This window comes from Janthinobacterium amylolyticum, assembly GCF_051380655.1.
Classification (GTDB): Bacteria; Pseudomonadota; Gammaproteobacteria; order Burkholderiales; family Burkholderiaceae_D; genus Janthinobacterium.
On sequence record NZ_JBNYXL010000009.1, the window covers coordinates 165,772 to 186,360 of the forward strand.

General features: G+C 63.9%; 19 protein-coding genes. 12 read left to right on the forward strand and 7 right to left on the reverse strand.

Annotated elements, in window-relative coordinates; all coding sequences use genetic code 11:
* Positions 1 to 41: 41 nt before the first annotated feature.
* The gene (locus ACQ4WR_RS19980) at positions 42 to 1,781 is read left to right on the forward strand and encodes an ABC-F family ATP-binding cassette domain-containing protein (protein WP_436489448.1); all 1,740 of its coding nucleotides are present in this window, start codon (positions 42 to 44) and stop codon (positions 1,779 to 1,781) included.
* A 48-nt stretch (positions 1,782 to 1,829) separates the two neighbouring features.
* Here ACQ4WR_RS19980 and ACQ4WR_RS19985 read toward each other — a convergent pair whose 3' ends face one another.
* From ACQ4WR_RS19985 to ACQ4WR_RS19995, 3 genes are all read right to left on the reverse strand, one after another.
* On the reverse strand, positions 1,830 to 2,681 hold the full coding sequence (locus ACQ4WR_RS19985) for a sulfurtransferase (RefSeq protein WP_436489450.1): 852 nt from the start codon (positions 2,679 to 2,681) through the stop codon (positions 1,830 to 1,832).
* Between the two features lie 13 nt (positions 2,682 to 2,694).
* Positions 2,695 to 3,618, reverse strand: coding sequence for a DMT family transporter (locus ACQ4WR_RS19990; RefSeq protein ID WP_102292840.1), 924 nt, complete (start codon positions 3,616 to 3,618; stop codon positions 2,695 to 2,697).
* Between the two features lie 182 nt (positions 3,619 to 3,800).
* Positions 3,801 to 4,901 (reverse strand): aromatic ring-hydroxylating oxygenase subunit alpha, encoded by a 1,101-nt coding sequence (locus tag ACQ4WR_RS19995; RefSeq protein ID WP_102292839.1) that lies wholly within the window; start codon positions 4,899 to 4,901, stop codon positions 3,801 to 3,803.
* 406 nt (positions 4,902 to 5,307) lie between these two features.
* On the opposite strand from ACQ4WR_RS19995, the gene ACQ4WR_RS20000 reads away from it, so the two are divergent.
* From ACQ4WR_RS20000 to ACQ4WR_RS20035, 8 genes are all read left to right on the forward strand, one after another.
* A complete protein-coding gene (locus tag ACQ4WR_RS20000; protein WP_092803165.1) occupies positions 5,308 to 5,559 on the forward strand; it encodes an exodeoxyribonuclease VII small subunit in 252 nt (83 codons plus the stop codon).
* Positions 5,560 to 5,567: 8 nt separating this feature from the next.
* The gene (locus ACQ4WR_RS20005; protein ID WP_436489453.1) at positions 5,568 to 6,467 is read left to right on the forward strand and encodes a polyprenyl synthetase family protein; all 900 of its coding nucleotides are present in this window, start codon (positions 5,568 to 5,570) and stop codon (positions 6,465 to 6,467) included.
* Positions 6,468 to 8,336: a 1-deoxy-D-xylulose-5-phosphate synthase gene (gene dxs, locus ACQ4WR_RS20010; protein WP_436489455.1), complete on the forward strand. Its 1,869-nt coding sequence runs from the start codon at positions 6,468 to 6,470 to the stop codon at positions 8,334 to 8,336.
* A gap of 192 nt (positions 8,337 to 8,528) precedes the next feature.
* A complete protein-coding gene (locus ACQ4WR_RS20015) occupies positions 8,529 to 10,586 on the forward strand; it encodes an FUSC family protein (protein WP_436489457.1) in 2,058 nt (685 codons plus the stop codon).
* A 301-nt stretch (positions 10,587 to 10,887) separates the two neighbouring features.
* Positions 10,888 to 11,085 carry a hypothetical protein gene (locus ACQ4WR_RS20020; protein WP_102296622.1) on the forward strand — a complete coding sequence of 66 codons (198 nt, stop codon included), beginning with the start codon at positions 10,888 to 10,890 and terminating at the stop codon, positions 11,083 to 11,085.
* Between the two features lie 65 nt (positions 11,086 to 11,150).
* The gene (locus ACQ4WR_RS20025) at positions 11,151 to 11,531 is read left to right on the forward strand and encodes a glutaredoxin family protein (RefSeq protein WP_258003099.1); all 381 of its coding nucleotides are present in this window, start codon (positions 11,151 to 11,153) and stop codon (positions 11,529 to 11,531) included.
* Between the two features lie 28 nt (positions 11,532 to 11,559).
* Positions 11,560 to 11,739: a hypothetical protein gene (locus ACQ4WR_RS20030; protein ID WP_102296621.1), complete on the forward strand. Its 180-nt coding sequence runs from the start codon at positions 11,560 to 11,562 to the stop codon at positions 11,737 to 11,739.
* A 105-nt stretch (positions 11,740 to 11,844) separates the two neighbouring features.
* Entirely contained in the window at positions 11,845 to 12,033 is a 189-nt protein-coding gene (locus ACQ4WR_RS20035; RefSeq protein ID WP_436489460.1) for a hypothetical protein, read from the forward strand.
* A 63-nt stretch (positions 12,034 to 12,096) separates the two neighbouring features.
* On the opposite strand, the gene ACQ4WR_RS20040 is transcribed toward ACQ4WR_RS20035, so the two are convergent.
* Positions 12,097 to 12,651: a cob(I)yrinic acid a,c-diamide adenosyltransferase gene (locus ACQ4WR_RS20040; RefSeq protein ID WP_436489462.1), complete on the reverse strand. Its 555-nt coding sequence runs from the start codon at positions 12,649 to 12,651 to the stop codon at positions 12,097 to 12,099.
* 150 nt (positions 12,652 to 12,801) lie between these two features.
* Here ACQ4WR_RS20040 and ACQ4WR_RS20045 point away from each other — a divergent pair, with 150 nt between their 5' ends.
* From ACQ4WR_RS20045 to glcF, 3 genes are read left to right on the forward strand one after another with little or no spacing between them, the layout of a single operon-like run.
* Entirely contained in the window at positions 12,802 to 14,292 is a 1,491-nt protein-coding gene (locus ACQ4WR_RS20045) for an FAD-linked oxidase C-terminal domain-containing protein (RefSeq protein ID WP_436489464.1), read from the forward strand.
* Positions 14,293 to 14,308: 16 nt separating this feature from the next.
* Positions 14,309 to 15,379, forward strand: coding sequence for a glycolate oxidase subunit GlcE (glcE, locus tag ACQ4WR_RS20050; protein ID WP_436489466.1), 1,071 nt, complete (start codon positions 14,309 to 14,311; stop codon positions 15,377 to 15,379).
* A gap of 4 nt (positions 15,380 to 15,383) precedes the next feature.
* Complete coding sequence (glcF, locus tag ACQ4WR_RS20055) at positions 15,384 to 16,637, forward strand: glycolate oxidase subunit GlcF (protein WP_436489468.1); 1,254 nt, start codon at positions 15,384 to 15,386, stop codon at positions 16,635 to 16,637.
* A 28-nt stretch (positions 16,638 to 16,665) separates the two neighbouring features.
* On the opposite strand, the gene ACQ4WR_RS20060 is transcribed toward glcF, so the two are convergent.
* The 3 genes from ACQ4WR_RS20060 to ACQ4WR_RS20070 all read right to left on the reverse strand — a co-directional run bounded on the left by ACQ4WR_RS20060 (position 16,666) and on the right by ACQ4WR_RS20070 (position 20,588).
* Positions 16,666 to 18,777: a putative bifunctional diguanylate cyclase/phosphodiesterase gene (locus ACQ4WR_RS20060; RefSeq protein ID WP_102295865.1), complete on the reverse strand. Its 2,112-nt coding sequence runs from the start codon at positions 18,775 to 18,777 to the stop codon at positions 16,666 to 16,668.
* A gap of 184 nt (positions 18,778 to 18,961) precedes the next feature.
* On the reverse strand, positions 18,962 to 19,447 hold the full coding sequence (locus ACQ4WR_RS20065; protein WP_436489470.1) for a glutathione peroxidase: 486 nt from the start codon (positions 19,445 to 19,447) through the stop codon (positions 18,962 to 18,964).
* 1 nt (position 19,448) lies between these two features.
* Positions 19,449 to 20,588 carry a PilT/PilU family type 4a pilus ATPase gene (locus ACQ4WR_RS20070; protein WP_180979457.1) on the reverse strand — a complete coding sequence of 380 codons (1,140 nt, stop codon included), beginning with the start codon at positions 20,586 to 20,588 and terminating at the stop codon, positions 19,449 to 19,451.
* Position 20,589 lies beyond the last annotated feature (1 nt).

A 20,589-nucleotide genomic window follows, 5' to 3' on the forward strand; every position in this document is an offset into this window, starting at 1 on the left:
TGTTAACGCGGATGCTTGCATCCCGAACAAAGACAAGAGCCATGACTACCCTTATCTCTGCACAAGCTTTACAGTTGGATACCCACGACGGTTTCCTGTTCAATGAACTCGCCTTTACCTTGCGCCAGGGCGACCGCATCGGCCTGATCGGCCACAATGGCTGCGGCAAATCCACCTTGCTGGGCCTGCTCGGCGGCACGCGTGTAGCCACCGCCGGCACTATTCACTACGCCCGCGCCTGCCGTTTGCAGCACGTGGAACAGCACTTGCCGGCGGCGCTGGCCAGCCTGAGCCTGTACGACGCCTTGCTGGCGCCCGTGCTGGAGCAGCCGGAACTGCATTGGCGCGTCGATAGCCTGCTGGCTGAGCTGGGTTTCGACCAAGAAACCGCGCAAGTGCCCGTGCACTCGCTGTCCGGCGGCCAGCACACGCGCCTGCTGCTGGGGCGCGCCCTGCTGCAGGAACCGAACGTGCTGCTGCTCGATGAACCAAGCAACCACCTGGACTTGCCGTCGCTGCTGTGGCTGGAGCAATTCCTGCTGGCCTGGCGCGGTGCCTTCATCCTCGTTTCGCACGATCAGCGCCTGCTCGACAACGTGGCCACGCGCAGCTGGATCTTGCGTGATAGCCGCCTCTACGATTTCGAGCTGCCGTGCGGCCCCGCGCTGGCGGCGCTGGCAGAGATGGACGTGGCCGCCGCCGCGCGCCATGCGGCCGAGCAAAAGGAAATCGACCGCCTGGCCGCCAGCAGCGCGCGCCTGGCCCTGTGGGGGCGCACCTATGACAACGAAGACCTGGCGCGCAAGGCCAAGACCATGCAGCGGCGCATCGATAAATTGAAGGATGCGCAAGCGTTTGTCAGCGATGGCGCGCCGTGGTGTTTGCGCCTGCGCGGCAAGGCGCTGGCGGCCGACCAGCTGCTGGCCTTCGACGGGCTCGATGTGCGCGCCGTGCCCACGTCTGCCGTACTGTTCCGGACGGACCAGCTGTGGCTGAAACCGGGGGACAGGGTTGCCTTGCTGGGCGCCAACGGCAGCGGCAAGTCCTCGCTGCTGCGCCTGTGCTGGCAAGCCATCCAGGCGCAGGAGGAACGCAGCGACCTGCGCTACCACCACGCCGCCAACATCGGTTACTACGACCAGTCGCTCAGGCAGCTGTCCGATGACGCCGACCTGTCCGACGCCCTGTACCCGTTTGCCGTGCAGAACGAGGCCGCGCGCAGCCAGGTGGCGCGCAGGCAGGCCTTGATCTCGGCCGGCTTTCCGTATGCGCGCCACGGCCAGACGGTGGCGACCCTGAGCGGCGGTGAACGGGCGCGGCTGCTGTTCCTGGGACTGTCCTTGGCCAGCTATCACCTGCTGCTGCTGGACGAGCCAAGCAACCACCTGGACATGCAGGGCAAGGCGGAGCTGGGCCTGGCCCTGCAGGGTTTTGAGGGTGGCTGTCTGCTGGTGTCGCACGACCGCGACCTGATCGAGACGGCCTGCAACCGCTATTGGGTGGTGGCCGATGGGCAACTGGAGGAGTGGCCGGACGCCGCCAGCGCGTATGCGCGGCTGAGTACGGAAGATGGCCAGGGGCCGCTGTCCGCGCCGCGCGTGGACGCGGCTGCGCATGCGCCAGCGCCTGGCGATGTCGACGTGCAGCTGGAACGCTTGTGCGAACTGGAGCAATTGCTGGCGCAAGACCTGGCCCGCAAGCCGCGGCATCAGAAGCCGGCCAGCCAGCAGGCGTGGCTGGCGGAGCTGGAGTGCCTGAATCAGGTGCTGGGGATAAGTTGATAGTTACCCACAGGTAGAAAAATGGCGGACCCTCTGGTCCGCCATTTTTTAATTTCCCGTTGCTACCGGCCGCGCCGGATCGGCGCACCACTCGCTCCACGAGCCCGGATACAGGGCGGCGCCAGACAATCCGGCCACTTCCATGGCCAGCAAGTTATGGCAAGCCGTCACGCCGGAACCGCACTGCATGATGGCCGCTTGCGGCGTAGCGATCAGCGCGCTGAAGTCCTTTTTCAATGCCTCGGCCGGCTTGAAGCGGCCGTCCGCCTGCAGGTTATCCTTGAAGAAACGGTTTTTCGCGCCGGGGATATGGCCGCCCACAGGATCGATGGTTTCGTTTTCACCGCGATAACGGTCGGGTGCGCGCGCGTCGATGATCGTCAGGGCCTGGGTTTCCAGGTTGGCGACGATCTCCTGTGCGCTGGCCGTGCGCGTCAGGCTGGCTTTTTCCGTGATGCTGCCGACAGCACGCGGTGCCACGGGCGTCACCACCGGCAAGCCCTGCGTCTGCCAGGCGGCCAGGCCGCCGTCGAGCACGGCAACGGCAGGATGGCCGACCCAGCGCAGCAGCCACCACAGGCGCGCGGCGAACATGCCGCCCTGGCCGTCGTAGGCGACTACTTGCGTGTCGTCGTCGATGCCCCAGCCGCGCAGGGTGGCCAGCAGGGCGTTGCGGTCCGGCAAAGGATGCCGTCCGGTAAACTCCGCGCCGCGCGCCGTCTTGGGGCCGGACAGGGCCGTGTCGATATCGGCAAACTGCGCGTTCTGGATGTGCCCGGCGGCAAACGCATCGCTGCCCGCATTGGGGTTGAGCAAGTCGTGGCGGCAATCGAGGATCACCCAGTTGCTGTCATTCACATGGCTGGCCAGGTCGCTGGCCTGGATCAAGGTGGTGTACATCAGGAACGCTCCTTTACACTTCGCTGGCAATCGGATCCGTGCGCGCGATGGCGGCGCCACGGGCCGTGTTGCGGGTATTGTAATAGGTTGCCGCGATACCCGAGGCCAGGATGATGCCGATGCCGGCCCAGCCATGCCAGTCGAACAGGTCGCCAAAGATCACCACGCCCCAGAAGCTGGAAAAGACGATGCCTGTGTATTGCAGATTCGCCACGACGAGGGTCTTGCCCAGGCGGTAGGCGCGCGTCATGGCCATCTGCGCCATGGTGGCGCACAGGCCGATGGCGGCCAGCAAGCCGATGCCATAGCCGCTCGTGTGTGCATGCCAGACGACGGGGCCGCCGCCGGCGCTGGCCACGTGGCCGATCACGCCGGCCAGGAAGTTGACGATGGAGAAATAGAAGACGACCCGGTATTCGGGTTCGCCCAGCAAGCCCAGCTTGCGCACCTGCAAGTAGGCGAGGGCCGACAGCATGCCGGAAATCAAGGCCGTGATGGCGCCGCCCACCTGGTCCGTCTCGAACACGGGCTGCAGCAGCAGCGTCACGCCGACAAAGCTCATGGCGATGGCCGCCACCAGCGGCCACTCGACCTGTTTCATGCCTTTCCACCAGCCGCCGGCCAGCAGGATCACGGCGATCCAGATGGGCGCCATGTAATTCAAGGTCATGGCGGTGGCCAGCGGCAGGATGGCGATGGCGTAAAACCACAGCCACAGGGCGATCACGCCCACGACGCCGCGCCACAGATGCTGGCCCGGCATTGTGGTTTTAAAGCTGCCGCCCTGGTACAGGATGGTGCAGGTCATGACGGTCATGCCGATGATGCCGCGGTACATGACGATTTCGGAAGTCGAATACATCTCCGACGCCAGCTTGACGCACACGCCCATGATGGCGAACATGAAACTGGCAAATAACATCCACAAAGACTGCATTTTGGCCTTTCACCTGACCAAACCTACTGCGCGTCGCGGGGCGCGGCCTGCGATGCTCGCTGTACTAAAGTACAGCTGCGCTTCTTAGCCACGCCGCGCTGCCGCTCGCTACGGTTTTGTCAGGTGTTGTAAGTGTAGAACTAAACGAAAGAGGGCCGCGTCATGCGGCCCCTCTACTGATATTACAGTTCGATATTGTTGCGGTACCACTCGTGGAAATGCTGCATGCCGTCTTCCATGGGCGACTGGTAAGGACCAACTTCGTTGACGCCGCGCGCCATCAGGACCTTGCGGCCCGCATCCATGCGCTGGGCGATTTCATCGTCCTCGACGCAGGTTTCCATGTAGGCGGCCCGTTCCGCCTCGACGAAGTCGCGCTCGAACAGCACGATTTCTTCTGGGTAATAGAACTCCACCACATTGCGCGTCTTTTGCGGACCATCGGGCCACAGGGTCGAGACGACCAGCACGTGCGGATACCATTCCACCATGATGTTCGGATACAGCGTCAGCCAGATGGCGCCGTACGGCGGCGGTTCGCCGCCACGGAATTGCAGCACCTGCTCCTGCCATTTCTTGTAGGCGGCGGAACCGGCCTGCTGCAGGCCGCGGTGCACGCCCACCGTCTGCACGCTGTAATCCTTGCCGAATTCCCAGCGCAGGTCGTCGCAGCTGACGAAGCTGCCCAGGCCCGGGTGGAACGGCTCGACGTGGTAATCCTCGAGGTAGACTTCGATGAAGGTCTTCCAGTTATAGTCGCACTCGTGGATTTCCACGTGGTCGAACATATAGCCGGAAAAATCGAGGTCTTTCGAGACGGACAAACTTTTCAGCTTTTCCATCACGTTGTAGCCATTTTGCTCGAACAGCAAGCCATTCCAGCTTTGCAGCGGGGTTTTCGACAGGTTCAGGCACGGTGTCTCGGGGAAATGCGGCGCGCCGATCAATTCACCCTTGAGGTCGTAGGTCCAGCGGTGCAGCGGGCAGACGATGTTATTCGCATTGCCGCGGCCATTGAACATCAGCGCCTGCCGGTGGCGGCACACGTTGGACAGCACCTCGATGCCATTGGCGTTGCGCACGAGCATGCGCCCTTCGTTCTCAGACGCCAGGGTCGCAAAATCGCCGGTTTCCGGCACCATCAGCTCATGCCCGACATAGCGCGGACCGGCCTGGAACAATTGCTGCATTTCACGCTGCAGTAGCGTTTCGTCAAAATAGACGTGGACCGGAAGTTGCGCGTTTGAGCGCGCCAGCTTGGCGTGAGTAGCCAGATCGGACATCCCAACCCCCCATAAATGTACAACGGTCAGCAGTGCCCCAGGCCATTCCCTGGGCAGCCGCTACAGAGAGAAAGAATCCGCAAAGACCTGAATTCAAATTTGTTGAAACGGTATTTCGGACAGAACCGGCGATTATAGCGCGTATCGGCCTCGGCATTGCCAAAACCCCTGGCAAGCGGCGCACTTTAATGAGAAACGTTGTCATTTACCGTGCAATTTCAGGAAGGTGAGGGCGATTGCGCTAAAATCCACTGACAAGCTGGCAACGCTATCTCCTTTGAGCACGTGCAATGCGCTTTAGTTTTCACTTAATAGTGTGGTTTGTTCTAAAATAACGCTTCTATGCTGGCCGGGAGTCCCCGGCGTCTCCCTACAAGCCCCTCGTGCCACGAAGAGATCTGAGTCTATGTCGAAGAAATTAACTGCCGCTGCCGCAGCGCCGGCCTCGTTTGAAGAGGCAATGGCGGAACTGGCGCAGCTGGTAACGCAAATGGAAGCGGGCCAGTTGCCGCTGGAAGCATCGGTCGCGGCCTACCAGCGCGGCTCGGAACTGGTCAAGTATTGCGCCACCCAGCTCGATAGCGTGGAAGCGCAGGTCAAAGTGCTCGAAGGCGACATGTTGAAACCGTTTACGGATGCCGGCGAGGCCGCCCAATGACGGCCAGCATGCAACAAGACAGCGTGACCTTCGGCGACTGGATGCAAGCGACCCAGTCCGGCGTGGAAGGCCGGCTCGACGGCTTCCTGCCTGGGGCGGACATGGTGCCGCACAAGCTGCACGCTGCCATGCGCTATGCGCTGCTGGGCGGTGGCAAGCGCGTGCGCCCGCTGCTGGTGATGGCGGCCGGCGAATTGTTTGATGCCGATCAAGATACCCTGGCGCGCGCCGCTTGCGCGCTGGAAATGATTCACGTGTACTCGCTCGTGCATGACGACATGCCGTGCATGGATGACGATGCCTTGCGTCGTGGCAAACCCACCGTGCACATCGCCTATGATGAAGCGACGGCCCTGCTGGTGGGCGACGCGCTGCAATCGCAGGCCTTCATGCTGCTGGCCGACGGCGCAGCCATTGCGCCGGCGCGGCAAATGGCCATGATCAAGCTGCTGGCGCAGGCCTCCGGTTCAGCCGGCATGTGCGGCGGCCAGGCGATCGACCTCGACAGTGTCGGCCTGGCCTTGACCTTGCCGCAGCTGGAACAGATGCATCAGCTGAAAACGGGCGCCTTGCTGCGCGCGGCCGTGATCCTGGGCGCGCTGGCGGGCAAGGACTTGACGGCGGACGAGATGACGGCGCTGAACGCGTATGCGCGCGCCGTCGGGCTGGCGTTCCAGGTGGTTGACGACGTGCTCGACGCGACGGCAGACTCGGCCACCCTGGGCAAGACGGCCGGCAAGGATGCGGCCGCCAACAAGCCCACCTATGTATCGATACTGGGGCTGGAACCATCGAGAGCCCTGGCAGAACAATTGCGGTGCGACGCCCATGCGGCGCTGGCGCCATTCGGGGACAAGGCACGCCGTCTGCGCGAGCTGGCGGACCTGGTCGTGCAGCGGAAGGCATAAATGAAACTGTTAGAAACCATCAATGAACCAGCGCAAGTGCGCAAGCTGGCCCGCTCGCAGCTGGTGCCGCTGGCGCAGGAATTGCGCAGCTTCCTGCTCGACTCCGTCTCCAAGACGGGCGGCCACTTGTCGTCCAACCTGGGTACGGTCGAGCTGACCGTCGCGCTGCATTACGTGTTCAACACGCCGCACGACCGCATCGTCTGGGACGTGGGCCACCAGACCTATTCGCACAAGATCCTCACGGGCCGCCGCGAGCGCATGCACACCTTGCGCCAGAAGGATGGCATTTCCGGCTTCCCGAAACGCGACGAGAGCGAGTACGACACCTTCGGCACGGCGCACTCGTCGACATCGATCTCGGCCGCGCTGGGCATGGCGCAGGCCGCCAAGATCAAGGGCGACCCGCTGCACGCGATCGCCGTGATCGGCGACGGCTCGATGACGGCCGGCATGGCCTTCGAGGCCATGAACAATGCGGGCGTGCAGGAAGACGTCAACCTGCTGGTGATCCTGAACGACAACGACATGTCGATTTCGCCGCCCGTGGGCGCGCTGAACCGCCACCTGGCGCGCCTGATGTCGGGCCAGTTCTATGCGGCAGCGAAAAATGTCGGCAAGTCCGTCCTGCCCGGCCCCGTGCTGGAACTGGCGAAGCGCTTTGAAGAGCATGCCAAAGGCATGGTCGTGCCCGCCACCATGTTCGAAGAATTCGGTTTCAACTACATCGGCCCCATCGACGGCCACGACCTCGATTCGCTGATCCCGACCCTGCAAAACATCAAGCAGCTGAAGGGGCCGCAATTCCTGCACGTGGTGACCAAGAAGGGGCAAGGCTACAAGCTGGCCGAGGCGGAGCCGATCCTGTACCACGGCACGCCGAAATTCAATCCGCTTGAAGGCATCAAGCCGGCCACGGCACCGGGCAAGATGACGTACACGGAAGTGTTCGGCAACTGGCTGTGCGACATGGCCGCGCACGACAAGCGTCTGGTGGGCATCACGCCGGCCATGCGCGAGGGCTCGGGCATGGTCAAGTTCGAGCAGCAATATCCGAACCGCTATTTTGACGTCGGCATCGCCGAGCAGCATTCCGTGACCTTCGGCGCCGGCCTGGCCTGCGAAGGCCTGAAACCCGTCGTGGCCATCTATTCGACCTTCCTGCAGCGCGCCTACGACCAGCTGATCCACGATGTGGCGCTGCAAAACCTGGACGTGACGTTCGCCCTGGATCGCGCCGGCCTGGTGGGCGCCGATGGCGCCACGCACGCGGGCAACTACGACATGGCATTTTTGCGCTGCATCCCGAACATGGTCATCATGGCCGCGTCGGACGAAAACGAATGCCGGCAAATGCTCACCACGGGCTACCACTATCCTGGCCCGGCGGCCATCCGCTATCCGCGCGGTGCCGGTGCCGGCGCGGCCATCGTGCCGGAACTGACCAGCATTGAAATCGGCAAGGGCGAAATCAAGCGCCAGGGCAAGCGCATCGCCATCCTGGCTTTCGGCTCGATGGTGGCGCCCGCTATGGCGGCCGGCACGCAGCTGGACGCGACGGTGGCCAACATGCGCTTCGTCAAGCCGCTCGACGTGGCGCTGCTGAAACAGCTTGCCGCCGAGCACGATTACCTGGTGACGGTGGAAGAGGGCTGCATCATGGGCGGCGCCGGTTCGGCCGTGGCCGAGGCACTGGCGGCCGAGGGCATCGTCAAGCCGATCATGATGCTGGGCTTGCCCGACACCTTCATCGACCATGGCGACCCGGTGCAACTGCTGAAAAGCGTGGGCCTGGATGCCACCGGCATCGCCGCCTCGATCGAGCAGCGTTTCGGCGGCACACAGCCGCGCCTGGCTGCCGTCAGCTAAATTTATCTGTAGTCAGAAAAAGCGGCACTGCGGTGCCGCTTTTTTTTCGCCACCGGTCATTTACATTGCACTGCAACATTTTTTGCCCGGGAATGCTACGATGACGCTTTGATACCCCTTTCAAAGTCCACCTTGCATTTCAGGAAATTTCACCGTCGTGCGCGCGGCCTGGCTAACCGCTGGCTGACGGGCTTGCACGCCTATACCGACACGCTGGCGCAGCGCCGTCCCCTGTGGATGGTCACCCTGGCCATCGATGAAACGAATCTGTCCGAAGGCTTGCGCGCCGCCTGCGCTTCCAGCGCCATGTTGTTGCTGGGCTTATTCTTCGACCATCCCGATTTTTCCTGGGCCGCCATCGGCGCCTTCTGGACTTGCCTGGCCGACGCGGCCGGCACGCGGCGCATGCGTTTCATGTCGATGGTGGGCTTCGGCTTGCTGTCCACGGTTGCAGGCGGCTTGGCGGCGCTGGCGGCCGGCCACGGCCTGGCGACAGCGGCCATCGCCGTGCTGGTGTTTTCCTGGGCCGGCGCGCTGGCGCGCATCTGGGGTGCGGCCACGGCGCAAGTGGCGATCCTGGCTGCCACGGCCAGCGTGGTCATGGTCACGCACCCGCTCGACTCCATGACGCAAAGCGCGCCGTTCCTGGGCTTGTACATGTTTGGCTGCCTGTCTGCCACAATTCTCAGCTTTACGGTATGGCGCATCCACCCGTTCGGCCCCAGCCGGCGCGCCATCCGCGCCGCCTACTCCCGCCTGGCCGGCATCGCGCGCGACAATGCGCGCTTCCTGCAGGGCGATCCGGCGCAGCCGGCCGGCGGCGCGCATGGCGCCAGCTACCGTTCGCAGGCGCGCGCCGCGCTGGAAGCGGCGCGGGTGGCGCTGGCTGCCGTGCCGCCGTCGCGCGCAGGGCGCAGCAGCCTGTACGACAATCTGCTGCTGGCGCTCAGCGACGCCGAACGCATCTTCGCCTACCTGATCGCCGTCACGCACTCGTGCGAGCGCGACCAGCAGCGCCTGCGCCAGGACCCGCGCGCGCGGCGCAGCCTGGAAGTGATGGCCGTGCTGCTGCACCGCCTGGGCCAGTCGCTGCAGCGCCGGCCGGAAACGCCGCCGCTGGAATGGCAGCGCCGCCTGGCCGCCTGCGGCCGGCGCCTGGAGGCGGCGCTGGGTGCCTTGCTGCCGTTGCGCCTGAATGTGGAATTCATGGATCTGGGCATGCCGCGCGCGACGCAGCTGCCATGGCGCGAAGCGGCTTTCCTGGCGCTGGGGCAGGCGTGGCAAACCCTGAAAGTCAATGCCACGCCGCAGTCGCTGAGCTGGCGCCACGCGGCGCGCGTCTCGCTGGCGACGACGGCCGGCTTCCTGCTGGTCGAGGCGCTGCACATTCCCTTCGGCTACTGGGCCACCATGGCCACCTTGCTGATACTGCAGCCATCCGTGTCGACCACCTGGCCGCGCGGCATCGAGCGCGTGACGGGCAGCGTGCTGGGCGCCGTGCTGGCCGTGCTGATCGGCCTGGTCATCCATACGCCGCTGGGCATTTCGCTGGTGGTGTTTCCCCTGATCGTCGCCACCATGGCCTTGCGCCGGGTCAGCTACAGCCTGCACGTGCTGTTCATGACGCCGGCCTTCGTGCTGGTGGCCGACTATGCGGCGCCGGCCAGCGAGATGGTGTACGCGCTGAGCCGCCTGGGCAACAATGTGCTGGGCTGCCTGCTGGCCTTGCTGGCCACGTTCTTCCTGTGGCCCGACCGCGAGGCGGACGACCTGGACCAGCGCCTGGCGAAAGCCGTGTCGGCCAACCTGAAATATCTGCTGGCCGTGCTGGCGGCCGGTGGTAAATGGGATAGCGCCATCGCCCGTCTGCGCCGCGAGGCGGGGCTGGCCAGCAATAACGCCGAGCAAGTCTTGCAGCGCCTGCGTATCGAGCGCCGGCTGGACCGCAGTAGCGGCGTGGGCCTGGCGGCGCTGCGTACCTTGCCGCTGCTGCGCCGCGTGGCGGGCAGCACGGCGCGCATCAGCCTGAGTCCCCTGGCCGAGCCGGCCACGCCGGAGCTGCAGCGCTGGATCGCCGCCGTCAGCACGGAGATCGATGCGCTGCTGCGCGGCGAGGCGGACGTCGCCGCCCCCGGCCCCTGCGCCAGCACGGGCTTGACGTCCTTGCAGGCCGATGCCGTGGCGCAGGTGCAACTGCTGCGCGGCTTGCTGCGTGAGCATGTGCGGGCGATGCAGGCCGGAACGCCGTGACAGCGGCACGCTGAAACGTTGCCCGGACGGGTGGCAGCCGCTCGGCCGGTTGCGCCCGCAACCGGCCTTTTTGCTGCTTGCGGCGCCAATATTGTATAGACGTTTGGCGCCCGCCAATCTCTCCAAATTCCACATTCCAAGGGCTTCGCCGGTATATTTAATAAAACGAAAATATATCGAAGGGAAACGTTGACTCTAAAATAAGTGCGCTCTATATTCGATTTTGTGGGATGTATATTTTATAAGCTAATAAGCATCGCATTGCGGGCGCAGCCTCTTTCCAATCAATCGAAAGTAGAAAATGTTTAAAAAGATCGCACTTTTCCTGTTTGCCATTGGTGTCAGCGCATCCTATTCGGTGGGGGCAGCAGGCGACGGATTGAGCAGTTGCAAGACCGAGTGCTTCGGCGCCTTTACCGATTGCATGGATGCTGGCCATGCCAGGGATACCTGCATCGCCCTGTTTAATGGTTGCAAGGCCGAATGCGCCGCGAATTAAGCAAACCAGGTTTGCCGGGGGCGGACAATCCCCCGGCTTGGAATTAATGACGTCAAGGTGGCTTCATGATGCAAAAGAAACTGAAAACGATCGCCATGTATGGCGTGATCCTGGCCGCCGGCCTGGGCAGCGGCTATGGCCTGTCCTTGTTGCCCGGTTTATTCAAATCGAATTACACGGAAGGCAATTACGCCGCGTATTTCCCGAATGCGCAAGCCAAGGTGGTGTTATATGGCACGGACTGGTGCGGTTATTGCGCCAAGACGCGTGCGTATTTCAAGGAAAACAAGATTGACTTCGTCGATCTCGATATTGAAAAGTCGCCGGAAGCGAAAAAAGCCCATGCGGAACTCGGCGGCGGCGGCGTGCCCGTGGTCTTGATCGGCAACCGCAAGATCCAGGGGTTCAATACGGGCGCGCTGGAAGCGGCGCTGAAGAAAATCTGAGCTGCACTTTTAACTTGAAAGGCTGACCATGTTCAAAAAGCTTGCCGCTTTCCTGTTTGCCGCCGGTGCGGCCCTGTCCTTCAATGTGCAGGCGGGTAGCCCGGATTGCACTTTCGTCTGTGAACGCAACATGCTCGATTGCGTGGAATTCGACCAGCCGGCCTGCCTGACGAATTACAGGGCGTGCATGAATCAATGCCTGCGCTAGGCGAGCAATAGCGCCGCGGCACGCAAAGCCCGGTATTGAGCTGGCGCTAAGGGGCGGCGCCCGTGCATCGCCGTTATCGCCCGCCATTCATACAAGGGAGTACCGATGTTTAAAAAACCGGGTTTCTTTTTGTTTGCCATGGGCGCCAGCGCCTCGTATGCCCTGGCCAGAAGTAGCGCCGACATTTCGGAATGCCAGTCCGAGTGCCATATGGCGCTCGATGCCTGTGTGCCGGAGTTCAAGGTTCCTGCCTGCGTGCGCGTCAATAAAGCGTGCCTGCAGGCTTGCGGCTAGCGAGCTTCCGCCAGCCTGGTAATCCACGGCGATGCTGTTTGACCGGCATCGCCATTTTGTATGTCATCCGCGCGAGCGGTCATGCCGCCACAGCACGTCGCTGCCGCCGGCAAAGCGGTTGAGCACGCGCGACAGCACGAACAGCAGGTCCGACAGGCGGTTCACGTACTGGCGCGGATGTTCGTGCAGGGGTTCCGCATTGGCCAGCGCGACGATGCTGCGCTCGGCGCGGCGGCAGACGGTGCGGCACACATGCGCCAGCGAGGCGGCGCGCGAGCCGGCCGGCAGGATGAATTCGGAGAGGGCCGGCAAGTCCGCATTGTATTTCGCCAGCAGGTCATCGAGGCGCAGCACATGCTCTTCCTTGATCAGCTGGTAGCCGGGAATGCAGATTTCGCCACCCAGGTCGAACAGATCGTGCTGGATGGCCACCAGCTCGCCGCGCAAGGCGTCGGGCATGTCTTCGCACAGCAGCAATCCCAGGTTGGAATTGAGTTCGTCCACGTCGCCCATGGCGTGGATGCGCGCGCTGTCCTTGCTGGTGCGGCTGCCGTCGCCCAGGCCGGTGCTGCCATTGTCGCCCGTGCGCGTGGCGATTTTCGAAAGTCGGTTGCCCATGATCTGATCCTGTAAAGAAGAATGGGGGCAGCATACGACACTGCGTGCCTGCCGGGTGCGCATTTGCCCGCCATGGTGACAAAAAACGCGCTGCGCGCCACTTTTGTGCTTACAATCGTTGCACGCCCATGTCCATTTGCCTCTCATCTTATGCTCAATGCCGTCCCTGATCCCGGATTGACCGCCGCGCGCCAGCACGCCGTCGTCGCGGCCCTGCTGGCCGTGCTGCCGGCACGCTGCGTGCTGTCCGACGCCGAAGATACGCGCCCGTATGAATGCGATGGCCTGGCCGCCTACCGCCAGCTGCCCATGGTGGTGACCTTGCCCGACACGGAAGAACAGGTCATCGCCATCCTCGGCGTCTGCCGCGAGTTGCAGGTGCCGATCGTGCCGCGCGGCGCCGGCACGGGCCTGTCCGGCGGCGCCTTGCCGATCGCCGATGGCGTGGTGCTGTCGACGGCGCGTTTGAACCGCATCGTGCGCCTCGATGCGTATGCGCGCACGGCAGTCGTGCAGCCTGGCGTGCGCAACCTGGCCATCTCCGAAGCGGCAGCACCCCATGCGCTGTACTACGCGCCCGACCCGTCGTCGCAGATCGCCTGCAGCATCGGCGGCAACGTGGCGGAAAACTCGGGCGGCGTGCATTGCCTGAAATACGGGCTGACCGTGCACAACGTGCTGCGCGTACGCGTCGTCACCATCGACGGCGAGGTGCTGGAACTGGGTGGCGAATCACTGGACTCGCCTGGCCTCGACCTGCTGGCCGTCTTCATCGGCTCCGAAGGCATGCTGGGCATCGTCACGGAAGTGACGGTAAAGCTGGTGCCCAAGCCGGCCACGGCGCGGGTCATCATGGCCTCGTTCGGCGACGTCGTCACGGGCGGCAACGCGGTGGCCAACGTGATCGCCGCCGGCATCATCCCGGCCGGCCTGGAAATGATGGACCAGACTTCCTCGCGCATGGTCGAGCCGTTCGTCAAGGCCGGCTACGACATCGACGCGGCCGCCATTTTGCTGTGCGAGGCCGATGGCACGCACGAGGAAGTGGAAGAGGAAATCGCGCGCATGACGGCCGTGCTGGAAGGGGCGGGCGCCAGCGCGATTGCCGTGTCGCAGTCGGAAGCGGAGCGCATGAAATTCTGGTCCGGTCGCAAAAACGCGTTTCCCGCAGCGGGGCGCATCTCGCCCGATTACTACTGCATGGACGGCACCATCCCGCGCAAAAAACTGGCGGAAGTGTTGACGGGGATCGCCGCCATGGAAAAGACGCATGGCTTGCGCTGCGCGAACGTGTTCCACGCGGGCGACGGCAACCTGCATCCGCTGATCCTGTTCGACGCCAACATGCCCGGCGAATTCGAGCGCGCTGAAGCGTTCGGCGCGGACATCCTGGCGCTGTGCGTGGCGGTCGGCGGCACCATCACGGGCGAACATGGCGTGGGCATGGAAAAGATCAATTCCATGTGCGTGCAGTTTACGCGCGCCGAACTCGATGCCTTTTTTGCCGTCAAGCGCGCCTTCGATCCCCACACTTTGCTGAACCCCGACAAGGCGATTCCCACCTTGAACCGCTGTGCCGAATTCGGCAAGATGCACGTGACGGCGGGGCGGCTGCCGTTCGCCAACCTGCCGCGTTTTTAATTTGCCGGAGACTCTTTTGCAAGCGATCGTGGAACAATTCAGGCAGCAGATCCTGGCGGCCAGCGCGGCCGGCACCCCCTTGCGCCTGCGCGGCGGCGGCAGCAAGGATTGGTATGGCGGGCCGCCGGCAGGCCAGGTGCTCGATACGCGCGCCTATGCGGGCATCATCGACTATGAACCGACGGAGCTGGTGATCACAGCCCGCTGCGGCACGCCGCTGGCCGAAATCGAGGCGGTGCTGGCCGCGCGCAACCAGATGCTGGCGTTCGAGCCGCCGCACTTCGGCCCTGGCGCCACCGTTGGCGGTGTCGTGGCGTGCGCCTTGTCCGGGCCGCGCCGCGCCAGCGCGGGCGCCGTGCGTGACTTCGTGCTGGGCGCCGTGCTGATGGATGGCCATGGCGAACGCCTGGCCTTTGGCGGGCAAGTGATGAAAAACGTGGCCGGCTACGATGTCTCTCGCCTGCTGGCGGGATCCATGGGCACCCTGGGCCTGATCCTGGAGGTGTCGTTGAAAGTGCTGCCCTTGCCGCTGTGCGAAGCGACGTTGCGCTTGCCGTGCGCGGAAATTGCCGCCCTGCGCCTGCTCAATGAATGGGCCGGCAAGCCGTTGCCCATTTCCGCCAGTTGCTGGCATGACGGCGTGCTGACGGTACGCCTGTCAGGGGCCGACGCGGCCGTCTCGGCGGCCTTGCAGTCGCTGGGCGGCGAGGTGCTGGAACAGGAAGACGCGGCCGTCTTCTGGGCCGCGCTGCGCGAGCAGACGCACGCTTTCTTCGCGGGCGCCGGCAGCCTGTGGCGGCTGTCGCTGCCGCCGCACGCCAGCGCCATCATCCTGCAAGGACGCCAGCTGATCGAGTGGGGCGGGGCGCAGCGCTGGCTCAGGCCCGATGGCGACGCGGATGCCGCCGGCGCCCGGCAGATCCGCCAGGCCGTGGCGGCCGCCGGCGGCCACGCCACCCTGTTCCGTGGCGGCGACAAGGCCGCAGGCGTGTTCCACCCGCTGGCGCCGGCCATCGCCGCCATCCACCGGCGCCTGCGGCAGGCTTTCGACCCGGCCGGCATCTTCAACCCGCACAGAATGGATTGAGCGCATGCAAACCAATCTCGCCGATTTCATCAAGAACACGCCGGCAGGCGACGAAGCGGAAGCCATCCTGCGCGCCTGCGTGCACTGCGGCTTTTGCACGGCCACCTGTCCCACGTACCAGTTGCTGGGCGACGAACTCGATGGCCCGCGCGGCCGCATTTACCTGATCAAGCAGGTGCTGGAAGGCGCACCCGTCACGGCCAAGACGCAGACGCACCTGGACCGCTGCCTGACCTGCCGCAACTGCGAATCGACCTGTCCGTCCGGGGTGCGGTACGGGCGCCTGGTCGATATCGGCCGCAGCGTCGTCGAGCAGCGCGTGCAGCGGCCCTTGCGCGAGCGCGCGCTGCGCTTCGTCCTGAAGGAAGCCTTGCCGCGCCGCTGGCTGTTTACGCCCGTGTACAAGGCGGGCCAGGCGCTGCGCCCGCTGCTCTCGAAAAGCTTGCAGGACAAGCTGCGCCCGGGAGAAAAGGCCGGCGCATGGCCAATGCGCCAGCATGCGCGCACGATGCTGCTGCTCGACGGCTGCGTGCAGCCGGCCATGTCGCCCAACATCAACGCGGCCACGGTGCGCGTGCTCGATGCGCTGGGCGTGCAGCTGATCGTCGCGCCCAAGGCCGGCTGCTGCGGCGCGCTGCGCCATCACCTGAACGACCAGGAGGCGGCGCTGGACGACATGCGCCGCAATATCGACGCCTGGTGGCCGTATGTGGAAAGTGCGGAAGCCATCGTCATGACGGCGTCGGGCTGCGGCGCCACCGTCAAGGAATACGGGCACCTGCTGGCGCACGATGCCAACTATGCGCAGAAGGCGCGGCGCATCGCGGAACTGACGCGCGACCTGTCCGAGATCATGCCGGCATTCGAAGCGGAACTGGCGGCGCGGCTGCAAGGCAAGATCGCGCAGCGGGTGGCATACCACCCGCCGTGCACGCTGCAGCATGGCCAGCAGATCCGCGGCAAGGTGGAGCAGGTGCTGCGCGCCGTCGGCGTCGACGTGCGCCTGTGCGCGGACAGCCATTTGTGCTGCGGTTCGGCCGGCACGTATTCGATTTTGCAGCCGGAACTGTCACAGCAGTTGCGTGACAACAAGGTGGCGAACCTGGAAGCGTGCGCGCCGGACGTCATCGTCTCGGCCAACATCGGCTGCCTCACGCATCTGCAGTCGGGCACGGAAACGCCCGTGCGGCACTGGATCGAGTTGATCGATTCAGCTTTGATTCATTCCAGTACGAATGAACACCTGACAAAACCGTAGCGAGCGGAAGGCCGGTTTGGCCAGGTGTTTACACGGGGCTTTCGCTGAACTGGGCGATACGCCACTGCGGCGCAGGGATAAAATGGTTCGCCCATTCCAGCACGGCGTCGGCCGGCATGGGGCGGGCGATGCCGTAGCCTTGCGCCAGGTCGCAGCCCAGCTGGATCAGGCGCGCGCCATGCTCGATGCTTTCGACGCCTTCGGCGATCACCGTCAGGGAAAATGAACGGGCCAGGCCGATGACGGCACGCACCAGGTGCAGGTCGTCGGGGTCGTTGAGCATGTTGCGCACGAAGCTCTGGTCGATCTTGACGATATTCGCCGGCAGCCGTTTCAGGTAGGACATCGAGGAATAACCGGTGCCGAAATCGTCGAGGGCGAAGGTGATGCCCAGCGCCTGGCAGGCGCGGATGATGCGGCGCACGTGTTCGATGTCGTGCAGGGCCGACGATTCGAGGATTTCCAGTTCCAGCATGCTGGCGCGCACGCCGGGAAATTCGCCGAGGATGGTTTTCAGGCGCGAGACGAAATCGGGCTGCTGGAAATGGCGTGCCGCGATATTCACGCTGACCACCCAGTGCTTGCCGCTTGCCGCCCAGCGCTGCATCTGCCACAGGGCCTGGCGCAGCACCCATTCGCCGATATCGATGATCAGGTCGGTCTGTTCGACCAGCGGCAGGAACTGCGCCGGCGCCAGCACGCCGCGGCGCGGATGCTGCCAGCGCAGCAGCGCTTCCATGCCCACCACCGTGCCGGCGCGCATGTTGACCTTGGGCTGGTAGTACAGCCGCAGCTCGCCATTGATCAGGGCCTGGCGCACTTCCGTGCGCTGGTTGTGGTGGGTGCGCACTTCCTCGTCGAGGTTGGTGTCGAAGAAGTGGTACTGGTTGCGCCCCGTTAATTTCGCCTGGTAGACGGCGTGGTCGGCGTGGCGCAGCAGGCTTTCCGTATTCAAGTCCTTGCCCGCATACACGGCGATGCCGGCGCTGGCCGTCATGTGCAGCGCCTGCTGGTCGCACTGGTAGGGACGGCTCAGCTCGCTCATCAGCTGCGTGACGTTCTGTTCGATGCTGGCGATGCTGGCCTGGCCGCACAGCAGCAGGACGAATTCATCGCCGCCCAGGCGCGCCACATAGTGCGCCTGGCCCGTGAACGCATGCAGGCGGCCCGCCACCTGCTTGAGAATTTCATCGCCGGCCTCGGCACCGCAGCGGTCGTTGATGGTCTGGAAGTGGTCGAGGTCGAACAGGCACACGGCCAGCAGGCGCTGGCGTTCGCGGGCGAGAAACAGTTCCTGCTCGAAGCGGGCGGCCAGCGCGGCGCGGTTGGGCAGGCCAGTCAGCACGTCGTTATAGTTTTGCCAGGACAGCTTTTGCAGCGCCTGCTGCATATGCACGGTTTCATTCAGCTGTTCGCCCAGCTGGCGCTGGCTGGTCTTGAGCGAGGTCAGCAGTTCTTCGACATCGCCGGCCATGCTGTTGACCGAGCGCGCCACGGCTTGCGCCTCGGGCGTGGCGCCGGCAGCCATGCGTACGCTGAAGTCGCCGCCGCGGAAGCGGTCGGTGGCCTGCACCAGCCGCGCCAGCAGCTTGCGGTGCGAGGCCAGTATCAGGCCCAGCAGCACGTAGATGAGCAGCACATTGATGGTGCTCAGCACGGCCTGGTGGCGCAGGTTGTGCCAGACCTGGGTCAGTGGCAGGTGCGGCGTGTAATGCAGGTCGAGCACGCCATCGCCGCCGTCGGGCAGCGCCACCGTCAGGCGGCTGCTGATGGCCGAGATGCCGGCCAAGCGCACAAACCACGCCGGTACCGTGGCCGCCAGCTCGTCGGCCCGCTGGCTGTCGGCTAGCACTTCGATATGCTCGGAGGCGCTGTTCCAGCGGACGGCCGCCAGGCTGCGGTTCAGGGGCAGGGCGCCGCGCAGCGCCTGCCGCACGCTGTCGCGCATGCTGCCCATGTCGGTGCGCACGGCCATGGGCAGCACGGTGTTGGCCAGGTACAGGTCGAGCTGGCGCGCGTCACTCCGGTAGCGCGCGGTGGCCAGGCTGGTTTCCGCATCGAGCAGGGTGTGATAGCGGACGGCGGAAACGCCAAGTATCAGGAAAAAAATAGGAATGAATAGACGGGAATAACAACCCATCCGCATCCATGTAGAAAAGATTTTCCCTAAGACTGGCATCGTTTTGTGATCGATATCTGCGAATAATTATGCAAACATTATCACCGAAAAATTGCTATTTGAAACACAATATTGATATCAGTCATGAAATAAATACGCTTTTATTGATTTCGCATGATTGTCGATAATCAAAGTATTTCCAGGCTTATTCTTGTAGTAATTGCGCGATGTCTGCCGCCAGGCTTGCCGGCTTGCTGACCGTCGCATAGCGGCGAAAAACGCTGCCATCCTTGCGCACCAAAAACTTCGTGAAATTCCATTTGATCGCTTGCGTGCCCAGAAAACCCGGCGCCGCCTGTTTTAAATGGACGAATAAAGGCTCGGCATGGCGGCCATTCACGTCGATCTTGGCGAACAGGGGAAAGGTGACGCCGAAATTGTTTTCGCAAAAAGCGCCTATTTCCGCATTCGACCCTGGTTCCTGGTGGCGGAATTGATTGCAGGGAAAACCCAGCACCACCAGGCCCTGCTCCCGGAACTGGCGGTACAGCGTTTCGAGCCCCTGGTATTGCGGCGTGAAGCCGCAGGCGCTGGCCGTGTTGACGATCAGGACCACCTTGCCCTGGTAGCGGGCCAGGTCGACGGGCGTGCCGTCCAATGCCTCGGCCTGGAAATCGTGGATGCCGGCCATGTCAGAGCAGCCCCAGCTTGACGGCGCCCGCAGGCGCGGCCGCTTCCGGCGCCGTCTTGCCGTTGAGCTTGATGCTCAGGCGCAGATCGTTGACGGAATCGGCATTGCGCAGTGCGTCTTCATAGCTGACCAGGCCCGCTTCGTGCAGGTCGAACAGGGCCTGGTCGAAGGTCTGCATGCCCAGTTCGCGCGATTTTTTCATCAATTCCTTGATCTCGTGCACCTGTCCTTTGAAGATCAGCTCGCTCATCAGTGGCGAGTTCAGCAGGATTTCCAGCGCCGCCTTGCGTCCGCCGCCTTGCTTGGCAGGGATCAGCCGCTGTGAAATCATGCCCTTCAAATTGAGCGACAGGTCCATCAGCAACTGCTGGCGCCGTTCTTCGGGGAAGAAATTGATGATGCGGTCGAGCGCCTGGTTGGCATTATTCGCGTGCAAGGTGGCCAGGCACAGATGGCCCGTCTCGGCAAACGCGATGGCATGGTCCATGGTGTCCCGGTCGCGGATCTCGCCGATCTGGATCACGTCCGGCGCCTGGCGCAGGGTGTTTTTCAGGGCCGTGCCCCAGTCTTCCGTATCGACGCCCACTTCGCGCTGGGTGACGATGCAGTTGCCGTGCGGGTGGATGAATTCCACCGGGTCTTCGATGGTGATGATGTGGCCATGGCTGTGCGCGTTGCGGTGGCCCACCATGGCCGCCAGGGTGGTCGACTTGCCGCAGCCCGTGGCGCCCACCATGATGACCAGGCCGCGCTTGCTCATCACCACGTCTTGCAGGACGGCGGGTAAACCCAGTGCGTCCAGGCGGGGGATGCTGGTATTGATCGTGCGCAAGACCATGCCTGCCTGGCCCATCTGCACGAAGGCGGACACGCGGAAACGCCCCAGGCCGTCCGGGCTGATGGCGAAATTGGCTTCGCGGCTGGCCGAAAAATCGGCCGCCTGGCGTTCGTTCATGACGGCGCGCACATAGCCGGCCGCCTGCTGCGCGTCGAGCGCGCCGCCGCCCAGCGGCGTCAGCTTGCCATCGAGCTTGATGGCCGCTGGAAAGCCTGCCGTGATAAACAGGTCCGAGCCGCCCTGTGCGCGCATCTGCGCCAGCAGCGCGTGCATGGCGCCATAGTGTTCGTGCGTCGTCTGCATG

Coding starts and splice junctions, on each gene's coding strand:
- ACQ4WR_RS19980 (WP_436489448.1), top strand. CDS start 42: ATGACTACCCTTATCTCTGCACAAGCTTTACAGTTGGATACCCACGAC.
- ACQ4WR_RS19985 (WP_436489450.1), bottom strand. CDS start 2,681: ATGTACACCACCTTGATCCAGGCCAGCGACCTGGCCAGCCATGTGAAT.
- ACQ4WR_RS19990 (WP_102292840.1), bottom strand. CDS start 3,618: ATGCAGTCTTTGTGGATGTTATTTGCCAGTTTCATGTTCGCCATCATG.
- ACQ4WR_RS19995 (WP_102292839.1), bottom strand. CDS start 4,901: ATGTCCGATCTGGCTACTCACGCCAAGCTGGCGCGCTCAAACGCGCAA.
- ACQ4WR_RS20000 (WP_092803165.1), top strand. CDS start 5,308: ATGTCGAAGAAATTAACTGCCGCTGCCGCAGCGCCGGCCTCGTTTGAA.
- ACQ4WR_RS20005 (WP_436489453.1), top strand. CDS start 5,568: ATGCAACAAGACAGCGTGACCTTCGGCGACTGGATGCAAGCGACCCAG.
- dxs (WP_436489455.1), top strand. CDS start 6,468: ATGAAACTGTTAGAAACCATCAATGAACCAGCGCAAGTGCGCAAGCTG.
- ACQ4WR_RS20020 (WP_102296622.1), top strand. CDS start 10,888: ATGTTTAAAAAGATCGCACTTTTCCTGTTTGCCATTGGTGTCAGCGCA.
- ACQ4WR_RS20025 (WP_258003099.1), top strand. CDS start 11,151: ATGATGCAAAAGAAACTGAAAACGATCGCCATGTATGGCGTGATCCTG.
- ACQ4WR_RS20030 (WP_102296621.1), top strand. CDS start 11,560: ATGTTCAAAAAGCTTGCCGCTTTCCTGTTTGCCGCCGGTGCGGCCCTG.
- ACQ4WR_RS20035 (WP_436489460.1), top strand. CDS start 11,845: ATGTTTAAAAAACCGGGTTTCTTTTTGTTTGCCATGGGCGCCAGCGCC.
- ACQ4WR_RS20040 (WP_436489462.1), bottom strand. CDS start 12,651: ATGGGCAACCGACTTTCGAAAATCGCCACGCGCACGGGCGACAATGGC.
- ACQ4WR_RS20045 (WP_436489464.1), top strand. CDS start 12,802: ATGCTCAATGCCGTCCCTGATCCCGGATTGACCGCCGCGCGCCAGCAC.
- glcF (WP_436489468.1), top strand. CDS start 15,384: ATGCAAACCAATCTCGCCGATTTCATCAAGAACACGCCGGCAGGCGAC.
- ACQ4WR_RS20060 (WP_102295865.1), bottom strand. CDS start 18,777: ATGGGTTGTTATTCCCGTCTATTCATTCCTATTTTTTTCCTGATACTT.
- ACQ4WR_RS20065 (WP_436489470.1), bottom strand. CDS start 19,447: ATGGCCGGCATCCACGATTTCCAGGCCGAGGCATTGGACGGCACGCCC.
- ACQ4WR_RS20070 (WP_180979457.1), bottom strand. CDS start 20,588: ATGCAGACGACGCACGAACACTATGGCGCCATGCACGCGCTGCTGGCG.